The organism is Gilliamella sp. CG22, from assembly GCF_046635725.1.
In the GTDB taxonomy this organism is placed as follows: Bacteria; Pseudomonadota; Gammaproteobacteria; order Enterobacterales; family Orbaceae; genus Gilliamella; species Gilliamella apicola_I.
The window spans coordinates 227556-244781 of the sequence record NZ_JBIDFK010000001.1 but is presented as its reverse complement, the minus strand read 5'-3'; the positions used below and the strand labels follow the sequence as shown (position 1 = coordinate 244781).

Here is a 17226-nt window from a genome sequence, read left to right as displayed (position 1 = left end):
CTCCATTTTACCTTGCTGCTAATTGTTGTAACAGCGTATAGGCTTTGCCACTATGCATCATATCAATTGCTTGCTGCGCATTTTGTTTTAAATCTGACTGACCAAACAAGCTCATTAACATGGCGACATTAGCAGCAATGGCTGCTTCATGCGCCGGTTTACCATGCCCTTGTAAAATGGCAATTAACATATCACGATTCATTTCTGGTGTGCCGCCTTCAATGTCTTTTAAGGTATACTGTTTTAGCCCAAAATCTTGTGGCATCAAAGTAAAATAGCGAATTTCGCCATTTCGAACTTCAGCCACTTGGGTTTCACCATGAATAGCAACTTCATCCATTCCAGAGCCATGAACGACATAAGCATGAGTATAACCGAGCATTTTTAGCGTTTCAGCAATTGGTTTGATTAAATCGGGATGATAAACTCCTAATAAAATACGTTTTGGTCTGGACGGATTTATCAACGGCCCAAGCACATTGAAAATAGTCCTTGTTTTTAATTGCTGACGTACGGGCGCAGCATGACGAAAGCCTGAATGATATTGTTGAGCAAATAAAAAACAGACCCCCAATTCATCTAATGCTTTACGAGATGCTTCCGCAGGCATATTTAACTTTATCCCTAAAGCGGATAATACATCGGACGATCCCGATTTACTTGATACACCACGATTACCATGCTTAGCCACTTTATAGCCTAATGCTGCTGCAACAAAAGCGCTTGCTGTGGAGATATTAATACTATTGGTGCCATCGCCACCGGTTCCCACAATATCGGTAAAGTCATAATCGGGAATATCAAAACTATCCGCATTTTCCAGCAAGGCTTGAGCAGCGCCAGCAATTTCATCAGGTTTTTCACCCCTTACTTTCATGCTAATCACCGCAGTTGCTAAAACGGTTGGTTCAATTTTGCCTTGAATAATAAGATTAAATAGAATTTTACTCTCATTTTGGGTTAATGTTTGTCCTAAATACAATTTATTAATAATAGGTTGAATGTTGTATTCTTGTTTATCAATAATGGCCTCAGGTTTCGATTGTGACTCTGATTGTGGTGGATTGAGTGCCCACTCAATCGTTTGTTCTAACAATTTTACACCTTGAATCGTTAAAATTGATTCGGGATGAAATTGAAAGCCATAAACCCGATCATGATCATTGCGCACCGCCATTACAATATTATTACAAAGTGCATTAATGGTAAGTGTATTTGGAATATTTTCGCCTTTTAATGAATGGTATCGAGCAACAGGTAGTGGGTTGGGTAACCCTTTAAACATAGCTTGTTCATCGTGTTCAATAAGCGATGCTTTACCATGTAATATATCACCTGCTGGTACAATACTTCCCCCATAGGACTCGACAATTGCTTGATGACCAAGACAGATACCAATTATTGGCAATTTTCCTTTCAGACGCTTAAGTAGTTCTGGCATGCATCCTGCTTCGCTTGGCGTACCGGGACCTGGTGATAGCATTAAAATAGGATTTTGCATTTGAGATAATTTTTCAATAATGACGTCGGCTGGAATCGTATTACGATAAACAGTGACACAATGTTTGCTATTACGCAGTTGATCGACTAAGTTATAAGTAAAGGAATCAACATTATCAATAAATAAAATATTAGCCATTAAAATACACCTTCTACATGATGTGCTGCCATAATCGCACGAACAACGGCACGAGCTTTATTACGTGACTCATCAGACTCAAATTGTGGTTCTGAATCTAACACTACCCCCCCACCTGCTTGAACGGTTGCAATTCCTGCTTCCACGTAGGCACTACGAATGACTATGCAAGTATCCAAATCGCCATTGGCGGTAAAATATCCAACCGCTCCACCGTAACTACCTCGTTTAATTTTTTCCGATTCAGCAATTAATTGCATGGCTCGAACTTTCGGCGCTCCCGTTAACGTTCCCATATTCATTGTTGCTTGATAAGCATGTAAGGCATCCAAATCATGTCTTAATTGTCCCACCACTCTTGATACCAAATGCATAACAAAAGAGTAACGATCAACTTTTAATAATTCTTTAGTATAGCGAGTACCGGGTTGACATATACGCGCTAAATCATTACGGGCTAAGTCAACTAACATTAAATGTTCTGCTAACTCTTTCTTATCGGTACGCATATCAAGTTCTAATCGACTGTCTAAATCATAATCAATTTCACCATTCGCCGTTAATCCTCGAGGGCGAGTACCAGCAATCGGGTAGATTTCAACTTGATTTGTCGCTTTAGTATATTTAAGCGCGCTTTCAGGTGATGCCCCAAACAAGACAAAATCACGATCTTGCATATAAAACATATATGGACTTGGATTATTATTTTTTAGCACTTGATAAGCCGATAATGGAGCTGGGCAAGGTAACGTAAAACGTCTGGAAGGCACTGCCTGAAAAATTTCGCCTTGTTGGATAGCATCTTGCATTTTTTTTACAACCGTATTGAAATCGTCATCACTTTTATTACACGTAACATCAATGCTTGCCAGTGATTGAGTTTGAATTGGTTTCATCGGCTTGCTTAATCTCGCATCTAATTCAGCTAAACGATGAGTTAAGCGAGATATTTCAATCTGATCTGACGTAAAAGCGGTAGCCTTCAAAATTGATACATGATCTTGATGATTAATTTCTAATAGGGTTTCCGCTAAATAGAAACAAAAATCTTGGCAACGTTGTTCTGTTGGTAAAATAGGTAAGTTTTCAAATCCTGCCACCAAGTCATAACAAAATAACCCACCAACAAATATGACATCCGAGCTACTTTGTTCAGGGATATTTACTATTTTAAGTAAAGTTCTTAACGCATCGAAAATCGATAGCGACTTTAAACGAGAATCCTCATCTTGCAGGCTATCAATCGTTGGAAAACTCAAGGTTAATTTTTGGGAATGATCGAATATTTTAATGACCTTTTCGTCAAAAGCATGGTGCAATAAAGGTAACAACTTTTCACCATTAGTGGTCAAGGCTTCAAAAGTCACTTGCGTGTTTATTGCCGAGATACGTAATGCACTATCAACAATCATGACACTTTTAATACCTTGCTTATTATCAATTTCAGCCGATTCGAGCAATAACGTTGCAGGACGATTTTCACATAATTGGTTAAATACTAACGTCGGATCTTGATGATAACAAATAGTTTTAGTTAGCTGGGTTAAAGTTGGCTTATTCATTGTCGACTCACTATTATCAAATTTTTATTTAATTTTTTTATCATTAATTCAAAACTAAAAAACCCGCTTTAAGCGGGTTTATGAAAAAAACAGATAATCACATCACCCGAAATAGCTAATGTGCCACCGACCAAAGCCTATGAATGAATAAATAACTAGGTATAAGTACTGTAATGTCATCATCATTATCTGTTTAATATATTTTGTACTATTAAACTAGTTCATTAGTGTGTTGTCAACAATTAAATTTAAGTAAAGTATCGATAATCGTTTTAATATAAATAAGTTAATAATAACTAGTCAAAATAGAAATTTATCATTAAAATAGCCCCGAATTCTAATTACTAAGGAAATGTTGTCTATGCCTACTTTTTACATCGTTATTGGCGTTATCGTTATACTTGCTTTAATTACTGTATTAAAAGCCATTACTATTGTTCCGCAAGGTTTTCAATATACTATAGAGCGCTTTGGTAAATATACCCATACTCTTGAACCCGGATTAAATATCATTATTCCATTTATGGATGGTGTGGGACGAAAAATTAATATGATGGAACAAGTGCTTGATATTCCATCACAAGAAGTAATTTCAAAAGATAATGCGAATGTGCAAATTGATGCGGTTTGTTTTATCCAAGTACAAGATGCAGCAAGAGCCGCTTATCAAGTTAATCAATTAGAGCGTGCTGTGATTAACTTAATGATGACCAATATACGTACTGTACTGGGTAGTATGGAACTTGATGAAATGTTATCACAACGTGATCATATTAACTCAAAATTATTGGGTATTGTCGATGATGCAACTAGCCCTTGGGGGATTAAAATTACCCGTATTGAAATTCGTGACGTTCGTCCACCTGCTGAATTAATTGCAGCTATGAATGCTCAAATGAAAGCAGAACGTAATAAGCGTGCTGAAATTCTTGAAGCAGAAGGGGTGCGTCAAGCGGCTATTTTACGTTCTGAAGGTGAAAAACAATCTGAAATTTTGAAAGCTGAAGGTGAAAGAGAAGCCGCATTCTTACAAGCTGAAGCGCGTGAACGTGCCGCTGAAGCTGAAGCAAAAGCGACACAAATGGTGTCCCAAGCAATTGCAGCAGGGAATATTAATGCGATTAACTACTTCGTTGCCCAAAAATATACCGAAGCATTACAACAAATCGGTTCATCAGATAACAGTAAAGTTATTATGATGCCACTTGATGCATCTAATTTAATCGGCAGTATTGGTGGTATTGCAGAATTAATTAAAGAATCAAAAACTAATTCATAATAATTTTTCGATAATTATGCCTCTAATTTAGCGAATTTATACAGTGCTAAAGCAGAGGCATTATTTTAATTTTTATAAAATGAAAGGTAAAAATAATGGCTGATTTTTTTACAGTTATTTATAACTCTCCTCAATGGATTTTCATTGCCTTAGGCGTTATTTTTCTGATTGCCGAATTATTGGGTATAGGTGGATATGCACTTTGGTGTGGAATTTCAGCCATTTGTGTGGGAATAATAGCTTGGGTAATTCCATTATCTTGGCCAACTTTATGGTTCTTATTTTCAATTTTTACGGTCGTTTCTGTTTATCTCTGGTATGTCTGGCTTAAAAGCAAAGGAAAACATCGTTCAAGTAAAAACCAAATTAATCAACCTCAACAAGACTTAATTGGTATTAAAACCGTTGTCACTGATGCAATTATTAATGGTACTGGTCGAGTTAAAATTAAAGATGGCACATGGTCAGCTAGATGTAATCAAGATTTACCAGTAGGTCAATCCGTTATTGTTACTTCTGTCGATGGAATAATTTTAAGTGTTGAACCTATCATTTAAAATGTTTTCATATCATATTTGAAAAACAAATATCAGAAAAATAACATTGAGAAGATGATTGAAATTTGTAAAGAAAATAAGATTTATATATGGAAAGATGATACCCAAAATGCACCAAAATTTATGCATTCTTTATTGTGTAACAAAGCAGTATCATTGATTCGATACTATTAATCTTAACATTCATTTATCCTATTAGCCAATAATCATTATTGGCTAATTTTTTTAGTTAATAAACCGCAAATATTTGTCATAACAGTGACGATAAATTGTTCACCTTCCTTTGACTTATCGATGCGATATGCTATCCCACTGGTAATGACATATAGAGAGTTATGCCGACAACGCTAAATTTCTTAATTTAACAAGTTTTATTTAGAATATTGTAAGCATTTTTTCATTGCAAAAATAGAAAAGCCCAACAATGTCTCATTGTTGAGCTTTAACTAAAATAATTGGAGTTTACTATCGAGAGGTAATATCACTATGACATCTCGCTCCAGACCACTTAATGTGACATAGAAGTTTTAACACCACCTTCTGGTATAGGAACATAAGCGGTTTCTTTATCTGTTCTTTGTTTATTGTTGCGAACTTTAAGCGCGGTTTTAATACCAAAGAAGATAATCGTGTATACCACAAGTAAGAATAAAATACTTAATCCTGCATTGGTATAATTATTGATAATAATATGATGCATATTATCAATTTGTTGAGCAGTTAACTCTTTACTACCTTCAGCAATTTGACGTTTATATTCATTAGCTAAATAGAAGAAGCCTTCTAATTGAGGATTATCACTGAATAATTTTAGACCTAATGCCCATGTTGTACAGATTAACAACCAAATTGCCGGAATGATCGTGACCCAAATGTATTGCGCACGTTTCATTTTAATCAATACGACTGTTGCTAAAATCAGCGCGACAGCAGCTAACATTTGATTAGATATACCGAATAGTGGCCATAAACTCTTCACACCACCTAATGGGTCAACAACGCCTTGATAGAGGAGATATCCCCATAATCCTACACACCCCAGCGTACCAATAAAGCCGGCGATAAGTGAGTCTGTTTTTTTCAAGAACGGTACAAAATTACCTAATAAATCTTGTAACATAAATCGACCTGAACGTGTTCCTGCATCAAGCGCCGTTAAAATAAATAGGGCTTCAAACAAAATACCGAAATGATACCAAAAGCCCATATTCGCTCCTGGTAATATTTGGTTGAATACATAAGCAATCCCTACCGCTAGCGTTGGTGCACCACCTGCACGATTCAAGACGGACGGTTCACCTATGTCTTTGGCGGTTTGTAGGATTTGTTCAGGAGAGATCACAAAGCCCCATGAACTCACTGTCGCAGCTGCATGAACGGTGACATCTTTTAATTGCGCCATTATCATTGGTGCATCATCAGTCCCCAATTTATGCAAATCAGGCATTGTAATCCCTAATCCTGCTGGCGGAGTATTCATCGCAAAATAGAGACCAGGCTCAATAATTGAAGCTGCTACTAACGCCATTATGGCGACAAATGACTCCATTAACATTGCACCATATCCGATAAAGCGTGCGTCTTTTTCGTTAGCTAATAATTTAGGCGTGGTACCAGAAGAAATAAGCGCATGGAATCCAGAAACCGCACCACAAGCTATCGTAATAAATAAGAATGGAAATAATGATCCCTTCCAAACAGGGCCCGTCCCATCAACATATTGTGTTACATCTGGCATTTTTAAATCAGGATTTAATATGACTATTCCTATTGCTAAACCAACAATGACGCCAATTTTCAAAAACGTCGCTAAATAATCACGTGGTGCCAATATTAACCATACAGGTAACATCGCAGAGATAAAGGCATAACCGACTAGCACATAAGTGATCGTTGTGTCTTTAAATGTTAACGCTGGTCCCCAGTAAGGATCGTGAGCAATAACGCCCCCAAACCAAATGGATAATATAAGTAAAACAATGCCAATGACTGAGATTTCAAGAACTCGACCGGGTCTTAAAAATCGCATATAGATACCCATAAACAGCGCAATAGGTACGGTTGAACACACCGTGAAAACACCCCAAGGACTTTCTGCTAATGCTTTCACAACAATTAACGCTAAAACCGCTAAAATGATAAGCATAATCAAAAAGCAACCAAATAAGGCGATAGCACCAGGAATTGGCCCCATCTCGCTTTTAATCATTTCACCCAATGAAGAACCATTACGGCGAGATGAAAGGAAAAGTACCATAAAATCTTGTACTGCGCCAGCAAAAACAACACCAGCAAGTAGCCAAAGTGTACCAGGCAAATAACCAACTTGTGCAGCAAGAACGGGACCAACTAGTGGACCTGCACCAGCTATAGCAGCAAAATGGTGACCAAATAAAACATATTTATTGGTTGGAACATAATTTAGTCCGTCGTTATTAATGACAGCAGGCGTTGCTCGAGTAGGATCTAATCGCATAACCTTATTAGCGATATAAAGGCTATAATATCGATAAGCAACTAAATATACAGATACAGCAGCAGCAACAATCCATAATGCACTGATGTGTTCACCTCGCCGTAATGCAACAACTGCTAGACAGCATGCACCAACAAAAGCAAGAATGACCCAAGGAATATGCTTTAATATTTTATTATTCATAATGATTCTCTTTTTGGGTTTTAAGATTATAAAAACGATACTTAACACCATTAAAATGCTACTTGGCTTGGTGTTTGGATAAATAAAAAACAATTTTTTTACTATCTTCCACTATTCCTTACCTATTTTATGGTTTTGAGTATACCTTTGTGACTTATATATCAAGCTTATAGTAAATTTTTGTTGATAAGAATGGTATCGCTATTTAAGCCATAGGTTGAATGGCAACAATGAGTGGTTAAAATCAGTCAATGAGCGGTTTAATAAAATTTACATAAATCGATAATTGAAATCATAATCCTAACATTTCTTTGAGTGATTTTAGATATCGACGACTAACAGGGACTGAAATATCGTTATTTAAAATAATACTTACTCCCGCTGATTCATTAAAGCGAATCTCTTTGAGTTTTTTTAAATTAACTAAGTATTGTCTGTGACATCGAATAAGAGGGGTTTTATCTTCTAATGTCTTTAAAGTTAACTCAGTAAAATATTCATCATTGTTTTGATTAAATACATAGATACCACTTATTTTGGAAGCGATATAAAATACATCATCTAAATTTAATAAATAGATACGGTTATGACCAACACAAGGGATATAATCTAAATTTTGATTAACCATATCTAAATGCTTTACATTATTAGGTAATTGATGTTGATGTAAACGGCATAGTGTTTTATTGAGACGGTCTTGTTCTACCGGTTTAAGTAAATAATCAAAGGCTTGTTCTTCAAAAGCTTTAACGGCAAATTCACTGTATGCAGTTAAGAAGACAATGCTAGGCATCGTCTGGGGATCAAGCATCGATAACATTTCAAACCCATTTATTTTGGGCATATGTATATCTAAAAATACCACGTCAGGTTGTAGGCGGTGTATTTTACTGATTGCTTCCATTGCATTATGACACTCAGCAATAATAGCAACATCGGGATCTTTTTCGAGCAAACAACGTAAATTTTCACGTGCAGGGAGTTCATCATCCACAATAATAACATTTAACATTAACTAATTACATCCTCTTGCAATGGTAGTGATAATATCACTTTCGTATATTCGTCAGGTTGACAAAAAATTGCTAAACCATATCTTTCACCATAACGAATATGAATTCTTTTATCGACTAAATTTAGTCCTAATCCTTTCATATCTTTTTTATTTTCTCGATAATTACCCGCATTATCGATGACTTCTAAATACAATGTTAAATCTTTTGTATAAGCATTTATACTTACTTTTCCTTCACCAATCAATTGGGAAGTACCATGTTTTATGGCATTTTCAACGATTGGTTGCAATGAAAATGCAGGAAGACGAGCATTTTCTAAATCTGCTGGGATATGAATATCAAGCGTGAGTTGATCCATAAAACGCATTTTTTCAATTTGTAAATAAGCATTAACATGCTCTATTTCATCTTTGAGCGTAACTATTTCGTCCGTTCTTTTAAGATTTTTTCGAAAAAATGTCGATAGATTTTGCACCAGCTCAGACGCTTGCACTTTATCACGCCGAATAACCGCGACTAGCGTATTTAAGGCATTAAATAAGAAATGTGGATTAACTTGAGCGTGTAATAACTTAATTTCGGTTTTAGACAATAATTGTTTGTAATGCTCATTTTGACCCGCTAGTATTTGTGCCGATAATAAACTGGCTATCCCTTCCCCTAATGTTCGATTGATTGAACTAAATAAAGTATTTTTTGCCTCATATAATTTAATCGTACCAACGACAGTATTATTTTCACCTCGCAGTGGAATTACCAGCGTTGATCCAAGACGGCAATTTTTATTAATTGAACATTGATACGGTAAATGTGCGCCATCCAGATATTGTACTTCATTTTTTTCAATAGCTTCTAAAGTACTATTTGACGTGATCAGTGTACCCGGTAAATGGTGATCATCTCCAATTCCAATAAAAGCCAAGATTTTTTCTCTGTCTGTAATGGAAACCGCACCAATATCCAACTCTTGATAAATAATTTCTGCCACTTTTGTACTATTTTCTTGATTGAAACCATCACGTAACAGCCCCTCAGTGCTCACTGCAATTTGTAATGCTTTTGCCGAAAAAGCCGAAGTATAGCGTTCGAAAATAGCTCGTCGATCCAATAAAATTCGCATAAACATCGCTGAACCAATACTATTGGCGATAATCATGGGCGCTGCAATACTTTTTACCGCATGTAAAACAGTATCAAAAGGGCGTGAAATTAATAATACTAAAATCATTTCAAGCGATTCGACCAATAAACCCAGCACGCCGACTAACAAAGGATTATAGATAAGATCAACCCGACCTTTTTTCATTAACGCGTAATGCAATAATCCACTGATTAGCCCAATTAATATAGTCGATAACATACAACTTTCAGCCGTTATTCCCCCCAATGTATAGCGGTGAATTCCCCCTGTCACACCGACTAAAAAACCAACCATAGGACCACCAAGAAGACCACCTAAGATCGCCCCGATAGCACGGGTATTTGCAATAGTATCTTCAATGTGAAGTCCAAAATAGCTCCCCATAATACAAAACAGTGAGAAGATAAAATAGCAAACTAATTTATGCGGTAAATGCACTGTGACTTGCATGAGAGGAATAACAATTGGGGTTTTACTTAGTAAATAGGCAATAACTAAATAAACACACATCTGTTGTAAAAGTTGTAGAATTAGATCGAATTCAAGCATAATTTAAATCTATTAAGCCTATCCCACTAACGAAGGTTAATGGGATAAAAAAGTTTAGTTATTCAATAAAGTAAAAGTTTGTTTGTTTTGTGTAGTTGAATCCGAGCCAATAAACACATTAAATTTACCTGGCTCTGCCACATATTGCATTTTGTCATTCCAAAATTTTAACATTTCAGGCTTAATAATAAAGTGCACTTCTCCTTTTTCATGTGCTTTCAATGTAATGCTCTCAAAGCCTTTTAGCTCTTTAACGGGTCTACTTACCGAAGCAGTCACATCTTGTAAGTAAAGTTGAACGGTTTGAGTACCTTCCCTGTTTCCTGTATTTTCAACTATTGCTGTCACAATAATTTGACCATTTTGTTGCATTTCTGTCGCTGAAAGAGAAAAAGTGATGTTGAAATCAGTATAACTTAGTCCATAGCCAAAAGAGAACAAAGGTTCATTAGGACTGTCCAAATAAGATGTCGTGTATTTCCCCATATTCTCCGTTCCGTGTGGGCGACCTGTGTTTAAATGGCTGTAATAGACAGGTATCTGTCCAACATTACGTGGAAATGACATAGGTAATTTTCCAGACGGATTATAATCGCCAAACAATACATCAGCAATGGCATTACCGCCTTCTGTACCTAAAAACCATGTTTCAAGCATCGCATCGGCTTGTTGAAATTCATCGACTAATGTTAACGGGCGACCATTCATTAAAGCAATAACAAGGGGTTTACCGGTTGCTTTAAGTGCTCGAAGTAATCTTTTTTGACTTTCAGGAAGGGAAATATCTGTTCGACTTGACGACTCATGTGCCATTCCTTGCGCTTCACCAACGAAAGCGACAACAACATCTGCATTTTTCGCTAATTCGACCGCTTCACTAATCATCTTTTCAACAGGTCTGTCATCAAATTTTGCCGTAACTTCGTAAAGATTTAAGAATTTAAATAGTGCGGGATCATCCGAAAGATTAGCACCCAATGCATAACTGACATTTTTGGGGTTGTTTATTGCGTGATTAATGCCTTCCAAGGGAGTCACGGCTAAATTAGCTCGACCTGCACCCGACCAACTCCCTAATATATCGCGTTTGGAGTCTGCTAGTGGACCAATAACCGCAATTTTTTGATCTTTAGATAAAGGTAAAACCTTATTATCATTTTTTAATAACACAATACTGCGTCGTGCCACTTCTCTGGCTTCTTTTCGATGTAATCGATTATCAGCAAACATCGTTTCAATGTCTAAGTTTGGATCTAAATTACGATGAGGGTGACGAAACAATCCCATATCATATTTAAGTGACAACACGTGTCGACATGCATTGTTAATATCATCTTCACTCAATGCCCCTTCTTTGATCAGTTGAGGGATAAATTGAAGAAAATATTCATCATTCATACTAACATCAATACCGGCTTTAATTGCGATTCGAACAGCATCTTTGGCATCACTGGCAACACCATGATTAATCAGTTCCCGAATTGCACCATGATCGCTAATGACTACGCCATTAAAATGCCATTGATGACGTAGCACATCGGTCAAAAGCCAATGATTTGCGGTAGCCGGAACACCATTTACCGTAACCAGCGATACCATAATAGCTTGGCTTCCTGCATCTATTGCCGCTTTGTAGGGAACCAGATATTCTTGAAACATTTTTCGTTCACTCATATCGGTACTATTGTATTCTCGCCCACCTTCAACCGCACCATAAAGCGCAAAGTGTTTAACGGTTGTCACCAACGAATTTTTTTCCGCCAAAGACGGCTTTTGCATTTGTTCAACAAAAATCCGCCCAGCTTCTGAAGTAAGATAAGGATCTTCACCAAAACCTTCAGAAACTCTACCCCATCGTGGGTCTCGGGTAATATCAACCATAGGAGCCCAAGTAATATTAAGTCCATCAGAAGTAGCTTCATCAGCGGAAACTTGTGCGATAAGAGCCATTGCTTGGCGATCCCAAGTAGAGGCAATACCTAAATTGATTGGAAACACAGTGCGATGACCATGCACAATGTCAAATCCTAATAATAACGGGATCTTGTTAGGTGATTTTAAAGCACGATCTTGCATTCGTGACAAGTCAGGCTCGACAACAGTATTAAATATCCCCCCAATTTCGCCAGCTTCAATTTGATCTAAGACTTTATCGAGTGTGAGTTCTCCGCCCACACTGATTAAACGCAATTGTCCAACCTTCTGTTCAATGGTCATTTTTGATAATAGCGCATCAATAAAGGCTTTTTTATCCTCGCTATTTTCATTTTGCGCAAGAATAGAAGAAGAGAAGAGACACATGAATAACAATAAGATTAATTTTTTCATCATTAGGTTCGCTGTCACTGTCGTTGTGAGGATTAAAATAAGAATAGAATAGCTGAATCGCTAAAAAAAATCTCAATCTTTACTAAATTTGTGAAAATCAACTTTATGATAGTATGGTGAAATTTTTTAGTAATAATAAGAAAAAATGAGGATTATGCTAAAATGAAGACCAGATATTCAATAAGCAAACTTGCCGACAACATTATCGGCAAATTTAAGCGTTGTTTAGTCTCGAAAATTGGTAAATTGAAAAGGTTGTCCTAATTCACCATTCTTGACTAAAGCCATTGTCGCTTGTAAATCATCACGAGACTTACCAGTTACACGAACTTGATCACCTTGAACTTGAGCTTGAACTTTAATTTTACTATCTTTAATTAATTTCACTATTTTTTTAGCTAACTCTTTATCAATACCTTGCTTCAGTTTGACGGTGATACTGTAAAGCTTACCGCTATGCTCCAATTCTTCAGGAATGTCTAAAGCACCGCCATCAATACCACGTTTAGCCAATTTATCTCGTAAGATATCAAGAAGTTGCTGAACTTGAAACTCAGATTGACTGGTGGCTTTAATTGTCTCGTTTTTTTCGTTCAATTCAAACGAAGCTTCAACATTTTTAAAATCCCAGCGCGTGGTCAATTCACGTGACGCGTTCTCGACGCCATTTTTCACTTCTGGCATTTGGATTTCTGATACGATATCGAAAGAAGGCATAAACTCTCCTCTTCAAAAGATTAAAAATATAAATAGAATTCTAAGAAAAATACAAAGATATATGCCACTTAGTTAGTGGCATTTTTAAGTGCGATTAAAAAATTAATCGATAGTACGAAGTAACTCATTGATACCCACTTTTCCTAAAGTTTTGGCATCCACTTTCTTAACAATAACGGCACAATAAAGGCTATATTTACCATCTTTAGTTGGTAAGTTACCGGAAACAACAACAGAACCTGCAGGCACACGACCATAATGAACTTCACCGGTTGCACGATCATAAATTTTGGTACTTTGCCCAATAAATACGCCCATTGAAATAACCGAACCTTCTTCAACTACCACGCCTTCTACAATCTCACTACGGGCACCGATAAAGCAGTTATCTTCAATAATCGTTGGATTTGCTTGTAATGGCTCTAAGACTCCACCAATACCTACACCACCAGACAAATGAACATTTTTACCAATTTGGGCACATGAACCAACAGTAACCCAGGTATCAACCATTGTTCCTTCATCAACATAAGCACCAATATTAACATAAGATGGCATTAATACGGTGTTACGAGCGACATAAGCCCCTTTACGCGCAATGGCAGACGGAACAACACGAAAACCCTCTTGCGCAAATCTAGCTTCATCATAGTCAGCAAATTTTAACGGCACTTTATCGTAATAATTAGTTGGACCAGCATTGATCAACTGATTTTCGTTAATACGAAACGAGAGCAATACAGCTTTTTTCAACCATTGATGGGTGACCCACTCACCATTAATTTTTTCAGCGACACGCATTTTTCCGCTATCTAATAGATGAATACATTGATTAATTGCATCACGTGTAACAGCATCTACATTGGATGGTGTGATTTCCGCACGACGTTCAAATGCGGCGTCAATAATAGTTTGTAATTGTTGCATCTCTTGTTTCCTTTAACTTTTAAGTCCGTTGGCAAATTTAATCAGGATTGACAGTATAATATAATATCCGGCACTTTTTAAGCGGTTTGTCATATCATCTTAATACTGTTTAATAAAAAGGACATTAATTTGTGAAATGTGTTCCAATTTTGACAATAAAAAATCGTTATTTGAATGTCATTATTTACTATCATCATATCGCTAATTTAACCAATATGTATGATGCAAAATTCAGGATTTTCTTTATTAGAGTTGCTCGTTGTTGTGGGCATTTGTGCCATATTTGCTTCCATTGGTGTAACACAATGGAAAACGTTACAATTTAAAGAAGAATTACTTACCACCACTAAACAATTAACGCATTTTTTTAACGAAGTGCAAATTAACGCATACACTTATAATCATACTTATCATTTCTATCTTTTTTCCTCGCCTTGGTGTTTAGTTGCCAGTAAAGGCGATAAACCCAATTCCTGTATGGAGAGTGAATTACGATATATTAAACCCAACAATTCGGTGGAAATAAGCGGTTTAACCAATAAAAAAATCATTTCCTTTTGGGGACGAAGAAACATGGCACAAACAGCTTCTTTAAAACTTCATAATCAGATAGGCGAAACAAAAATTTTTATCTCATTTCGAGGAAGGGTTCGCTTTTGTTATGAGCAAGGTTATCTATCCGGTATGCCTCCATGTTAAAACAATCAGGATTTTCGCTATTTGAAGTATTAATCTGTTTAATGATAGCAAGTTTAATTTTGATTGGCACAAGTCAATGTTATCAACAACTCCAAATGCGGCTAAGTGATGATTATTTAAAATCACATTTACAACAAACAGTTCACCAAGCACTGGCTGGCTTATCTAAAGATATTAAGCGTGCTGGGTTTACGCATCATATTTCTACAGAAATAAAATTTAAACCCATTGAAATTAATGATCGACAAGATTGTATTGTTATTCGTTATGACAGTGGATTAGGTGATAATGGGAGTCGCAAATCTTTATATTCTACTTATTTTGATGTCTTTACTTTTCGCTATCACCAAAATAATCTTGAATACAAACACGCAGCTACAAAATGTGATGGTTTGAATTGGCAACGCCTGTTTGATCCAAATGATGTGAGTGTCACTCAATTTAGTATCAAGCAACGCAGTCAGACAATTGAAATAAAGTTAACTGCTGAATTAAAAAAACATGCTCATATTCAATATCACCTTACCAAGATAATCAAAAATGAAAACAGGTAATCGTTTTGTTAATCAATCGGGATTTAGTGCTATTGTTATGGTGATTATTTTAATGATAATAGGCTTATCTTTATTGTTCGGATTTCATATTTTAGTTGCATCATGGCAAAAAATTGCCATGACAGAAAGACGATACTATCAACAATTTAATACCGCCAGTTCATCATTAAGTTGGGCAATAACGCAACGTTGGCAGCGCCCTAAACCCCATTGGCAATGCCAACATGAGCTAAATTTACAATTAAAAGTTTGTATTAAACAATCGAACTTGAGTCACGATAATGCCATTTTAGTACGAGGAGAAGCTAATGGATTTTTTCTTTATACTTTAGCGCATTTAGACAACTACAGACTCATCGTTCATAAAGGACAGTGGCTTGATTATTGCCCAGAGAAAAGAAGTCATGATTGTGAATAAACATGCTGGCGGTTTTAGTTTGATTGAAGTATTGATCGCCTCACTACTATTTTCAATCATTCTTCTTAGTTTTATGCAGTTGGAAAAAGCCTTATTTCATCAGCGCCATTACATTACCAACAAACTACATGCTGATCAGGTTATCTTCCAATTACTCGATAGCTATCCTGATATTGCCCAACATATTATTCCAACACATTGGACATATCACGTACAAAATAAAACGTACAATAATCAATGTACATTGGTCATCATAACAATAACAATACCTAATTATGATAAAAATGAGCAACAACGATTATTTTGCCAATAACAATTAAATTTTATTTTCGATAAACTCATGCAATGCCGTTAATACTTGAGCGGTTTTTTCAGCATGAACATTGTGACCTGCCCCTTCAATAGTTACAATTTTAGCCTGTGGAAATTGCGAAAACAGTGTATCCAAATATTGATCAGCTATGTATGTTGAATTCCCACCACGAATAAATAAAATGGGTTTCATACTGGGCGCGTCTGCTTGCCAATCACTTAAATCAGAATAATTTTTAACAATAATGTTAGCATTAAATAGCCAGTGATCGTTTTTAAATGATTTTAATAAAAAATAGATAGTCGCTGTATTCACACCTTGTTGCTCCATAATATGCATAATCTGTTTTTTATCAGTAATATGCTGTGAACAACACTTTTCTAATGATTGAATAACATCAAAATTAGGCGACTGTAAATATTTTACGGGTGCAATATCCATGACGACAACTTTCTGTATAATTTCAGGCACAATTCGAATTAATTGCATTGCCACTTTTCCACCCATTGAATGGCCGACAATTATAAGATTTTTCAATTGTAATTCATGACAAAGCTCAGCAACATCATTAGCCATAGCGTCATAATTCATTTCATCTGACCACGGCGAAAGTCCGTGATTACGCAGATCGACCTGAATAGTTTGATAATGCGGAGCAAAATCTTTTGCTAACATATTCAAATTATCCAAGCTACCAAACATACCATGCAAAAATAAAATAGGCTGTCCTTCGCCCTGAATTTTATAGTTTAGTTTCATATTTCCACTCTAATATTTATGTTTAAAATTTATTCCAATAGTTGATAATAATTTAGTGATTAATTCTGTAACAATATAAGCTATAAATGTGTTAGAATTCAGCACTTAT

Annotated in this window: 15 protein-coding genes; 6 read left to right on the top strand and 9 right to left on the bottom strand. The window is 36.0% G+C overall.

Annotation, left to right across the window (positions count from 1 at the left end):
- Window positions 1–7: 7 nt before the first annotated feature.
- Window positions 8–1639, bottom strand: a complete 1632-nt coding sequence (gene trpD / locus ACGH46_RS01125) for a bifunctional anthranilate synthase glutamate amidotransferase component TrpG/anthranilate phosphoribosyltransferase TrpD (protein ID WP_267379267.1) — start codon at window positions 1637–1639, stop codon at window positions 8–10.
- Entirely contained in the window at window positions 1639–3201 is a 1563-nt protein-coding gene (locus ACGH46_RS01120; protein ID WP_267361042.1) for an anthranilate synthase component 1, read from the bottom strand. The genes trpD and ACGH46_RS01120 overlap by 1 nt, the downstream gene beginning before the upstream one ends.
- 361 nt (window positions 3202–3562) lie before the next feature.
- Between ACGH46_RS01120 and ACGH46_RS01115 the strand changes: the two genes are divergently transcribed.
- Window positions 3563–4480, top strand: a complete 918-nt coding sequence (locus tag ACGH46_RS01115) for an SPFH domain-containing protein (protein WP_065559539.1) — start codon at window positions 3563–3565, stop codon at window positions 4478–4480.
- Between the two features lie 95 nt (window positions 4481–4575).
- Window positions 4576–5037, top strand: a complete 462-nt coding sequence (locus tag ACGH46_RS01110) for an NfeD family protein (protein WP_267350526.1) — start codon at window positions 4576–4578, stop codon at window positions 5035–5037.
- A 508-nt stretch (window positions 5038–5545) separates the two neighbouring features.
- On the opposite strand, the gene ACGH46_RS01105 is transcribed toward ACGH46_RS01110, so the two are convergent.
- The 6 genes from ACGH46_RS01105 to dapD form a co-directional block, all read right to left on the bottom strand.
- The gene (locus tag ACGH46_RS01105) at window positions 5546–7696 is read right to left on the bottom strand and encodes a carbon starvation CstA family protein (RefSeq protein ID WP_411589998.1); all 2151 of its coding nucleotides are present in this window, start codon (window positions 7694–7696) and stop codon (window positions 5546–5548) included.
- 292 nt (window positions 7697–7988) lie between these two features.
- Window positions 7989–8708 carry a two-component system response regulator BtsR gene (btsR, locus tag ACGH46_RS01100; protein WP_411603563.1) on the bottom strand — a complete coding sequence of 240 codons (720 nt, stop codon included), beginning with the start codon at window positions 8706–8708 and terminating at the stop codon, window positions 7989–7991.
- Window positions 8708–10402 carry a sensor histidine kinase gene (locus ACGH46_RS01095; RefSeq protein WP_267361046.1) on the bottom strand — a complete coding sequence of 565 codons (1695 nt, stop codon included), beginning with the start codon at window positions 10400–10402 and terminating at the stop codon, window positions 8708–8710. Before ACGH46_RS01095 ends, btsR begins: the two co-directional genes overlap by 1 nt.
- Window positions 10403–10456: 54 nt before the next feature.
- Window positions 10457–12730: a beta-glucosidase BglX gene (bglX, locus tag ACGH46_RS01090; protein WP_411603561.1), complete on the bottom strand. Its 2274-nt coding sequence runs from the start codon at window positions 12728–12730 to the stop codon at window positions 10457–10459.
- A 225-nt stretch (window positions 12731–12955) separates the two neighbouring features.
- Window positions 12956–13447 carry a YajQ family cyclic di-GMP-binding protein gene (locus tag ACGH46_RS01085; protein WP_267350533.1) on the bottom strand — a complete coding sequence of 164 codons (492 nt, stop codon included), beginning with the start codon at window positions 13445–13447 and terminating at the stop codon, window positions 12956–12958.
- A gap of 102 nt (window positions 13448–13549) precedes the next feature.
- Complete coding sequence (gene dapD / locus ACGH46_RS01080; RefSeq protein WP_411597185.1) at window positions 13550–14374, bottom strand: 2,3,4,5-tetrahydropyridine-2,6-dicarboxylate N-succinyltransferase; 825 nt, start codon at window positions 14372–14374, stop codon at window positions 13550–13552.
- Window positions 14375–14593: 219 nt separating this feature from the next.
- Between dapD and ACGH46_RS01075 the strand changes: the two genes are divergently transcribed.
- From ACGH46_RS01075 to ACGH46_RS01060, 4 genes are read left to right on the top strand one after another with little or no spacing between them, the layout of a single operon-like run.
- Entirely contained in the window at window positions 14594–15073 is a 480-nt protein-coding gene (locus tag ACGH46_RS01075; protein ID WP_411603558.1) for a prepilin-type N-terminal cleavage/methylation domain-containing protein, read from the top strand.
- Complete coding sequence (locus ACGH46_RS01070) at window positions 15067–15627, top strand: prepilin peptidase-dependent protein (protein WP_411603555.1); 561 nt, start codon at window positions 15067–15069, stop codon at window positions 15625–15627. Before ACGH46_RS01075 ends, ACGH46_RS01070 begins: the two co-directional genes overlap by 7 nt.
- Window positions 15614–16045, top strand: coding sequence for a DUF2509 family protein (locus ACGH46_RS01065; protein WP_411603553.1), 432 nt, complete (start codon window positions 15614–15616; stop codon window positions 16043–16045). The genes ACGH46_RS01070 and ACGH46_RS01065 overlap by 14 nt, the downstream gene beginning before the upstream one ends.
- A complete protein-coding gene (locus ACGH46_RS01060; protein ID WP_411603551.1) occupies window positions 16032–16358 on the top strand; it encodes a prepilin-type N-terminal cleavage/methylation domain-containing protein in 327 nt (108 codons plus the stop codon). The genes ACGH46_RS01065 and ACGH46_RS01060 overlap by 14 nt, the downstream gene beginning before the upstream one ends.
- Window positions 16359–16361: 3 nt before the next feature.
- Here the strand turns inward: ACGH46_RS01060 and ACGH46_RS01055 are convergent, their stop codons facing one another.
- Window positions 16362–17117, bottom strand: coding sequence for an alpha/beta fold hydrolase (locus ACGH46_RS01055; protein ID WP_411603548.1), 756 nt, complete (start codon window positions 17115–17117; stop codon window positions 16362–16364).
- Window positions 17118–17226 lie beyond the last annotated feature (109 nt).